The sequence below is a fragment of the Oleiphilus sp. HI0066 genome, from assembly GCF_001635725.1.
On the sequence record NZ_LWFH01000225.1, the window covers coordinates 1 to 8677 of the forward strand.

At 45.7% G+C, this 8677-nt stretch carries 10 protein-coding genes; 7 read left to right on the top strand and 3 right to left on the bottom strand.

What is annotated here, in order from left to right:
* Positions 1-749: NAD-dependent epimerase/dehydratase family protein (locus A3738_RS03675; RefSeq protein ID WP_068763361.1), on the top strand; the 749-nt coding region annotated here is incomplete at its 5' end.
* A gap of 39 nt (positions 750-788) precedes the next feature.
* On the opposite strand, the gene A3738_RS03680 is transcribed toward A3738_RS03675, so the two are convergent.
* Positions 789-1142: a hypothetical protein gene (locus A3738_RS03680; protein WP_068501772.1), complete on the bottom strand. Its 354-nt coding sequence runs from the start codon at positions 1140-1142 to the stop codon at positions 789-791.
* A gap of 105 nt (positions 1143-1247) precedes the next feature.
* Positions 1248-1883, bottom strand: a complete 636-nt coding sequence (locus tag A3738_RS03685) for a MarC family protein (RefSeq protein ID WP_231876520.1) — start codon at positions 1881-1883, stop codon at positions 1248-1250.
* Between the two features lie 171 nt (positions 1884-2054).
* Between A3738_RS03685 and A3738_RS03690 the strand changes: the two genes are divergently transcribed.
* From A3738_RS03690 to A3738_RS03715, 6 genes are all read left to right on the top strand, one after another.
* Positions 2055-3284, top strand: coding sequence for an NADH:flavin oxidoreductase/NADH oxidase family protein (locus tag A3738_RS03690; RefSeq protein ID WP_068480980.1), 1230 nt, complete (start codon positions 2055-2057; stop codon positions 3282-3284).
* Between the two features lie 264 nt (positions 3285-3548).
* The gene (locus tag A3738_RS03695; protein WP_068501769.1) at positions 3549-4736 is read left to right on the top strand and encodes an amidohydrolase; all 1188 of its coding nucleotides are present in this window, start codon (positions 3549-3551) and stop codon (positions 4734-4736) included.
* On the top strand, positions 4720-5082 hold the full coding sequence (locus tag A3738_RS32300) for an amidohydrolase family protein (RefSeq protein WP_197472323.1): 363 nt from the start codon (positions 4720-4722) through the stop codon (positions 5080-5082). The genes A3738_RS03695 and A3738_RS32300 overlap by 17 nt, the downstream gene beginning before the upstream one ends.
* A 113-nt stretch (positions 5083-5195) precedes the next feature.
* A complete protein-coding gene (locus A3738_RS03705) occupies positions 5196-5813 on the top strand; it encodes a LysE family translocator (RefSeq protein ID WP_068479993.1) in 618 nt (205 codons plus the stop codon).
* A gap of 19 nt (positions 5814-5832) precedes the next feature.
* Positions 5833-6828 carry a phosphotransferase gene (locus A3738_RS03710; RefSeq protein ID WP_068479989.1) on the top strand — a complete coding sequence of 332 codons (996 nt, stop codon included), beginning with the start codon at positions 5833-5835 and terminating at the stop codon, positions 6826-6828.
* Positions 6815-7711, top strand: a complete 897-nt coding sequence (locus A3738_RS03715; RefSeq protein WP_068479992.1) for a 3'(2'),5'-bisphosphate nucleotidase CysQ — start codon at positions 6815-6817, stop codon at positions 7709-7711. The genes A3738_RS03710 and A3738_RS03715 overlap by 14 nt, the downstream gene beginning before the upstream one ends.
* Positions 7712-7855: 144 nt before the next feature.
* Here the strand turns inward: A3738_RS03715 and A3738_RS03720 are convergent.
* On the bottom strand, positions 7856-8677 hold an 822-nt coding region (locus tag A3738_RS03720; protein ID WP_231876521.1), incomplete at its 5' end, for a GMC family oxidoreductase.

Genomic DNA, 8677 nt, shown 5'->3' on the forward strand with positions numbered 1-8677 from the left:
TGCAACAGCCGAAGAATCATGAAGAAGTCATTCGTCCCGCTGTAGATGGCGCTTTAAATGCTTTAAAAGCGGCAAACAATTCCGGTATTAAACGCGTTGTGTTGACCTCATCGATTGCTGCGGTGATGTTTGGGCATAAGGAAAAGCATCGTACTTTCTCTGAGGCAGATTGGACCAATGTAGAAGCGACCGATGTGGCCTATTACAAGAGTAAAGCCTTAGCTGAAAAAGCCGCGTGGGACTACGTAAAAGATACCGATATTCAGCTATCAACTGTCTTACCTGCTTTTGTATTAGGGCCTGCACTGGAGAGTGACTACGGAACCTCGTTACAACTAATCGTAGAATTACTCAGCGGCAACTACCCAATGGTGCCAAAGATTGGCTTTGAGGCTGTTGATGTGCGCGATATCGCGACGTTGCATCGCTTGGCTTACGAAAAACCAGAAGCGGTAGGCAAGCGATTTATTGGCGCAAACGGTTGGGTGATGTTTAAAGATGTTGCCAAGACTCTCAAGGGCGCTTATCCCAACAATAAAGTTTCTACTTTTGAATTGCCTGAGCTACTGTCAAATCTATTGTCTTATGTGGTGAAGGACATGGAGATGGTGAAAGGAGAGGGGGGTAAAACGAAGAAGGCAGACAACTCTGCATCACTATCGCTTGGTTGGACGCCTCATACTGCAGAAGATGCGATTCTTGCTGGTGCCGAAAGCCTAATCAATTTAGGTGTTGTTAAAGCGAAATAGTTATTCCTTTGGCGGAGTGATTTGCTCCGCCTATTCTGATCAGGGTGAAGTGGAAACTATCGCAGAGACATGCCCCGACACGAGTGTAAATTCAACAGCGTCTCCCACCTTAAAGCCGTTCAGCTCAACGTAGCAATCGTATTCACTGCCGTCTTTGGCTTTTAAGAAAACATGATCGATGGTGTCGCCGTATTTGTCGTTCGCCAGCTCAATCCCTAAAAACGCACCTGTAACACCTGCAATCTCTTCGCCTGTGCCACCACCAATTTGTCCACCAATAAGCGCGCCTAAGAATGCACCACCAAAACGTTTTCCAAACGTGGCTTTCGTATTTACTTCTTTGATATTCACAACTGTCCCAGTGAAGCGTTCAATCTCAGGACCCGCTTCCAAATGATCGCTCGGAACAACTTGAGAACCAGTACTGCACGCTACAAGAAAAAGTGAGATCAGCAGTGTGATAAGAATTTTCTCATAATCGGATTCCTTGTTAATGAGCTATGCATGGATGCTCAAATAGCCATCGATAAACATTTGTATTCCGATGACACAAAGAATAAGCCCCATAAGCCGAGTGATAATGTTGAGCGCATCCTCGCCTAGTGCTTTTAAGATTTTGCTACTTGAAATGAAGCAAGCCAATGTCACGAGAGACAGCAGAAAAAAAGCGAAAACGGTAATAAGCGCTTCTTCCCAAGAACCCATTGAGTAATTCATTGCAGTGGCGATAGTGCCGGGCCCTGCAAGTATTGGAACTGCTAATGGTGAAATGGAAATGTCATCAAGGGACGCCTCTTCGTTGTTATGCAGATGAGAGCTTTGCCCGTTCAGCATGTGATATCCAATGATGAAGATTAGAATCCCCCCGGCCAGCCTGAAGGCCGTAATTGAGATGCCAAACAGCTCAAACAAAGATTGTCCGAGGATTGCAAATGCGCTCACAATGATGAACGCGAGCATAATCGCTCGTTTTGCAGAACCCACTCGTCTTTCATCACTCAAGTGCTCACTGAGTGATGCGAAAACAGCTGTATTGGCGATGGGGTTCATGATTGCAAAAAAGGCCATGAAAACCGATATCGTATGTTCTAGTAGCGCGCTCATTTCAGCCTCTTTTGAATTATCTTTATTCAAGAGTAAGAAGTTTTGGTCTTTAGATCTAGCCATGCTTAGCTGTTCTTTTGATCAAGTCCGTTGTTTGACCATAAAAATAAAACTTATGTACTTAACTAACTAACAAGGTGATTACGAACAGTAGTAACCTTTTTGCCTAGTTTTATAGCTTTGTTTTTAAGGTACTGTGTTTTGACTGAAACTATTTATTCTTCTCTAATTCTTCCTTGTGGCCAAGTGATCAGAAATCGCATTGCAAAAGCGGCAATGGAAGAAAACATGGCCGATGCCGATGGTAATCCAAGTAAACAGCTGTTGGGTTTATATAAACAATGGTCACTTGGCGGAACGGGTTTGTTGATAACAGGGAACGTGATGGTAGATGGTCATGCGATGACGGGACCAGGAGGCGTCGTACTAGACGCAAATGCGCCGCTTAAGCCTTTTAAACAATGGGCGCACATAGCGCAATTGAATGACACGAAAGCGTGGATGCAGATTAATCATCCTGGCCGACAGGTCTTTTCGGCTCTGAAAGGAAAAGCCTTGAGTCCTTCAGATATTCAGGTTGATTTAGGTAAACGCTCAAATATGATCGCGAAACCTAAAGCGCTCACCGAGGCTGAGATTGACGACATTATTCAACGCTTTGCATTGACGGCAAGTCGCGCTGAAGAAACGGGTTTTTCGGGTGTGCAAATTCACGCCGCGCATGGCTACTTGATTTCTCAGTTCTTATCTCCGATAAGCAATAAACGACAAGACCAATGGGGCGGCAGTATAGAGAACCGTTCTCGTATGTTGCTTGAAACCGTGCGTACGGTGCGTGCTGCTGTTTCTGATCAGTTTGCGGTGTCGGTTAAACTCAATTCCGCTGACTTTCAGCGTGGTGGCTTCTCTGAAGATGATGCACGCTATGTGATTGAACAGCTCAATAATGAAAAGATTGATTTAGTTGAGTTGTCTGGTGGTAGCTATGAAAGCCCTGCCATGCAAGGTCGTACAGCCGATGGACGAACACTTGCTCGTGAAGCTTACTTTTTAGAATTTGCCGAAGAGCTAAAACAAGTTGCCCAGATGCCATTAATGACGACAGGCGGTATTAAACGCAAACCAGTGGCAGAATCGGTGCTTGAGGCGGGTATCGATATGATTGGTATCGCGACTGGTCTTGCTCTAGAGCCGCGCTTGCCTGATATTTGGAAAACCGATCCGAATAAAACGGTCTCGATGCCTGAACCAAACTTTAGCGATAAGGCGATCTCCGCCTTGGCGACCATGGCGATTGTTCGCCGACAGTTGCAACGTCTAGGCAAGGGCAAAGCACCTAAAGCCGATGTTTCACCGCTGTTTACTCTAATCAAAGATCGAGTGCGTTTTGCACGCATGACGAAGCGTTATAACGCCAGAATCAGCGCTTAAAACCAAAGGTTTTATTGAAGCGTATGCTCTACATGACTGCCAATGATAATAAACTAAGGACTGGCCTCATGAGTTCATCGCATCTTAAGAGCATCTCGTTTTTCTTTTTCTGCTTGTGTCTATTTATATGGACCTCCACCACGGTAGCTGATGATCGTGGTGCGGAAGCAAACAAATGGATGCTTTTTAGCAACGGGCCGATTCTTACTATGGAAGGGAAGTCACCAAGCTTCGTGTAAGCGCTCGTCGTCAAAGATGGTGTGATTGTTTTCGTCAGGGGATCTTGAGCAAGCAAAGACAAACTTTCCCGAGGCCAGTTCACGAGACCTGAAAGGAAAGCTTTTGCTTCCTGGGTTTATTGATCCTCATAGTCATTTTGGAATGATGATTAGTGCGATAGGGCAAGCCAACGTGGCGCCACCTCCGGCAGGAACGGTCACTAATTTCTCAGACATCATTGTCGCCTTAGAAAACTACCGCGATGCATTCGGTATTAAGCTGAGCGAGTGGATATTTGCATGGGGCTATGACGAAACCCAACTAGCTGAAGGCAAGCACATCACCAAGATAGAGCTAGATAAAGCATTTCCGAATAATCCGGTGTATCTCCAGCATGTGAGTGGTCATATGGGTGTGGCCAATTCTGTGGCATTGGCACAAGGTGGTATCGATGAGAATACGAGAGATCCGATTGGTGGAAGAATTATTTGCTTCGACGATGGCAAAACGCCGACTGGCCTCGTTCAAGAAATATCAATGTACTATTTTGCAGGCAAGGCTATCGAAGAGTTTCAAGGCAAGAAAGCTGAGTTATTCCCAAAAGCACAGGAGCACTATTTGTCTTTTGGTGTGACCAGGGCACAAGATGGCATGACAGACCTTCTTAGCATGGCATTTTTCAGGAGTCTTGCTGCAGAAGAAAAGCTCGATTTTGATCTTGTGACACTGCATGGATATGCGAGCCTGAAGAACGATGATCTTGAATTTAAGACCTATAAGAATGGGCTCAAGGTTCAAGGTATAAAACTGATTGGTGATGGTTCGCGACAGGGCAAAACGGCTTACTTCACTCAACCATATTTAACGTCAGTATTTGGATGCGAAAAAGACTGTGTAGGTTTTCCTCATGGTCCACAGGATGAGTTGAATCGACTAATTGGCTTAGCCTATGAGAAGGGTATTCAGATCTTTGTGCATGGGAATGGCGATGCTGCCATCGACATGGTGATAAGAGCACATGAAGAAGAGTCGAAGCGTCTTGGTCAACCATTGGATGCCGATCGCAGACCGGTCGTTGTGCATTCGCAGTTTGTGCGTGAAGATCAGTTAAACAAGTATCGTGACTACGGTATGTTGCCTTCGTTCTTTACGAATCACGCTTTCTTTTGGGGTGATGTGCATCGCGAAAACTTAGAAGATGAACGCGCTTTTTTTCTTGAGCCCCATTCATAACGCTCACGAAAAAGGGATTCAGTTTACAAACCATTCAGATGAAATCGTTACGCCGATCAATCCAATGCTAGGTGTTCACAGCGCGGTAAATCGGGTAGCGCGTTCAGAAGCAGTGATCGGCAAAGATGAACGTGTTAGTCCTTATGTTGCGTTAAAAGGTGTGACTGAACATGCGGCATACATGTTGTTTCAAGAAGATACCAAAGGCACTCTTAGTGTCGGTAAACGTGCCGATATGATCGTCCTTGACCAAAACCCTTTAGAGCTTTCACCGGAAATTCTAAAAGACATTCAAGTTTTAGAAACGATAAAGGATGGTAGAACTGTCTACAGACGGGCCGAGTGATAGATAAAACCCTCTCTCCAAACGCATGATTTAATTGCGTGTCACCTAAGGTCTAACCGAGCTTTTGTGTTTTAATATCTTTTCTAAAGTTTTCGCTATATTGGAGTGAAGAGATGACGTTTGAAAGCGCATTGGCATTTTTCTTTGCGGTTCTTGTCTTTGGTGTCACACCAGGGCCAGGTGTATTTGCGTTGATGGCAAAGGCGCTTGCGCAAGGTTCTCGCTCTTGTTTTGCTATGGCTCTAGGCATGACGATCAGTGATATTTTATATCTAATTGCAGCATGTTTAGGTTTGGCAGTGATTGCTTCTAAATGGAGTGAGGTGTTTACCGTCATCCGTATCGTTGGTGCGGTGTACTTGGTATATCTCGGTTGGAAGATGTGGAATGCACCCCTTGTCTTAGACCCTGAAGATTCGACCGGTCAAAAACGGAATGCACTCGCAAGTTTTATTCAAGGCTTTTTGATTTCTGCCTCTAACCCAAAGGTGATTCTGTTTTACATCGCCTTCTTGCCAACCTTTATGGATTTGACGGTGTTAACCGGTGCAGATATCGCTCTGGCATCTGTTCTGACGCTTTTTGCGTTGATGATCGGAATGATGTCGATTGCGATCTTTGCGGCAAAAGCGCGCGAGTGGTTTAAGTCTGAACTGGCTGTTAAACGTTTGAATCGTAGTGCTGGCTCCATGATGATGGGTGCCGGTGCATTTTTGTTTGCGAAGAATTAGTTAGGGACTGACCGTTTACGTGGATGCCTTAGAGCAACAACTACTCACTATTGCTGGATCGCAGAGCGTTTGTTCTGTTGAAGAAGTACAGAGCCTATGGAGTGGCTATGGTGCTATCAAACGCTATCGATTTGATGGTGGAGAGCTACCCAGTTTGATCGTCAAACACGTCACTCTTCCCGATGATATTGCGCACCCGCGAGGATGGAATACCAATCGATCGCATGAACGCAAAGTGCGTTCTTATCAAGTTGAAACGAATTGGTATAAGCATTTTGCTGGGCAATGTGATGACTATTGCCAAGTGCCTCGAACGTTCCCTATTGATGAGTCGAAGCTTGATCCTGACGCTGAGTATTTGATCATTCTAGAAGATCTAAATGCCGTGAGTTTTTCGCGACGTTTTGACTCATTAACTTATCAACAAATGCAGCCATGTATTCAATGGCTTGCTAATTTTCATGCGCGATTTATGGGTGTTCAGCCACAAGGCTTGTGGCCGTCAGGTACGTATTGGCATCTTGAAACGCGTCCCGATGAATTAGATGCGCTGGATGATCTGGCGCTAAAACGTGCTGCTGGAGCTATTGATCAAAAGCTCAAAGCAAGCCCTTTTCAAACACTACTTCATGGTGATGCGAAGCTAGCGAATTTCTGTTTTTCTGAAGATGGGGCAAAGGTTGCGGCGGTTGATTTTCAATATGTCGGGGCAGGGTGTGGCATGAAAGATCTAGCTTACTTCATCGGTTCATGTCTCTACGAAGATGACTGCGAAAAGTATGAGGCAGCCTTACTTGATGATTATTTTTTGGCTTTGGCTGACGCGCTTGATCGATACTCTGCAATGCATTTGGCGCGATACTCTGTACAAGAAATCGAAGCTTCATGGCGTCCTTTGTTTAAGTATGCGTGGGCTGATTTTCATCGCTTTGTGAAAGGTTGGAGTCCCGGTCATTGGAAAATTAATTCGTACAGCGAACGCCTAAGTAAAGAGGTTGTAGATGAACTTAACTGAAGCTGATTTACTGCATTTACTTGAGGTCGCCTGTGATGCAGCCCTGGCTGCGGGAGAGGTGATTGCTGCGGGTGCTACGCGTGAAATCGATGTACAGCATAAAGACACAGGCGGGAGTTTGGCCACGCAAGTCGTGACCGAGATTGACCTTAAATGCGATGCCTTAATTCGAAGCAAGCTGGCTGCAAGTGCAGAACGCTATGATTTTGCACTGCTTACCGAGGAGACTGAAGACGATGGCGCTCGACTCGAGAAAGATTATTTCTGGTGTGTTGACCCTCTAGATGGCACGCTTGCATTTACTCGAAAAGTGCATGGTTATTCAGTTGCTATTTCTTTGATCTCTCGACAGGGCGAGCCAGTGATTGGCGTAGTGTACGACCCAGTTAAGCGAGACCTGTATTCTGCTGTTAAAGGACAGGGCGCATGCTACAACGGAAAGCCTTGGACGCTCAGTGCTAGTGCTCCTGACACAGGGCAAATCAAGACTTTAAATGTTCAATTGGACTGCAGTTTTATAGAGAGTGAGGCCTTCGCGCAGGCTTGGCAAAAGCTTGAACAGTGGGCGGAAAATAAAGGCTATAACGAGGTTGAGCGCTTTAGCGATGCCGGCGGTGTGATGAGCGCGATTGCTGTTCTGCAGACTCCATCATCGACCTATTTTAAACCGCCGCGTGTCAAAACTGGTGGTGGCAGCGCATGGGACTTCGCCGCGACTGCCTGCATCTTCAGTGAGCTGGGCGCTTACGCCAAAGACTTTTCTGGTAAAGACTTTTTCTTCAATCCTCCCGGTAGTACCTACATGCATCATTGCGGCGTCATGTTCGCATCGAATGAACAGATAGCAGAGTTGGCTGATTATTTAGGGAATGAACCGTATTAGCGGAGTAGTGGAGAACAAATCATGATGCAAGATTTTATTCTCGTTTAGCTTCCCTTAGTTAAGTCATCATGAGGAATATGGTCGATAGGCGTGTTGCCTATCGACTGATCAATTTGAAGAGCTACGGACATACTGACAACTTAATTAAAGAACCGGTTCTGCGATGGCTGCTTCACTATCCGCCGAAGCCTGTGTTGTCTTCGTTGCTGGTGACAAAATAATATCAGCCGCTTTTTCTGCAATTGCGATTACAGGAGCGTTGGTATTGCCGCTGGTGACGGTTGGCATGATTGACGCGTCAATGACGCGCAGGTTCTTAATACCGTGAACACGCAATTCACTATCTACCACGGCCATCGGGTCATGACCCATCTTGCAGGTTCCTGATGGGTGATACACCAAGCCTAAACGGTCCTTACATTTTTGCAGGAGCGCTTCATCTGATGTGACGTCTGCTCCGGGGTGAATCTCTTCACCTCTGTGCTCATCAAAAGCTTTGGCTTTGAGAATGTTGCGCGCTACTTTTATCCCGTTGACCAAGGTCTTAATGTCTTTCTCTTGGGTTAGGAAGTTGAAATCGATTTTGATTGGCATTCGCGGATCAGCAGATCGCAAACTGACAGTGCCGCGACTTTCCGGACGTAAAACACAGACATGCAAGGTATATCCATGCTGGCTGAGTAAGCGTAAGTCACGCCCGCAATCATCAAACAATAAAGGCACAAAGTGCATTTGAATATCAGGTACTTCAACTTCTGGGCTAGATTTCAAAAACGCGCCAGCCTGTGTGATTGAATTAGCTAGGTTTCCTTTCTTCGAACCAAAATACTTAAAGACATCGGGAAGCATTTTTAACAGGCCGCTTGGTGTGGTGGAGAACCCGTCTTTTTTCTTGCTCTTCACTAATACGCAAGCATCGACATGTTCTTGCAAGTTTTTACCGACACCAGTAAGGTCATGTACAAC

Excerpts from the sequence above, each read along its gene's own strand:
- A3738_RS03705 (WP_068479993.1), top strand. The coding sequence starts at position 5,196 with ATGACGTTTGAAAGCGCATTGGCATTTTTCTTTGCGGTTCTTGTCTTT.
- A3738_RS03715 (WP_068479992.1), top strand. The coding sequence starts at position 6,815 with ATGAACTTAACTGAAGCTGATTTACTGCATTTACTTGAGGTCGCCTGT.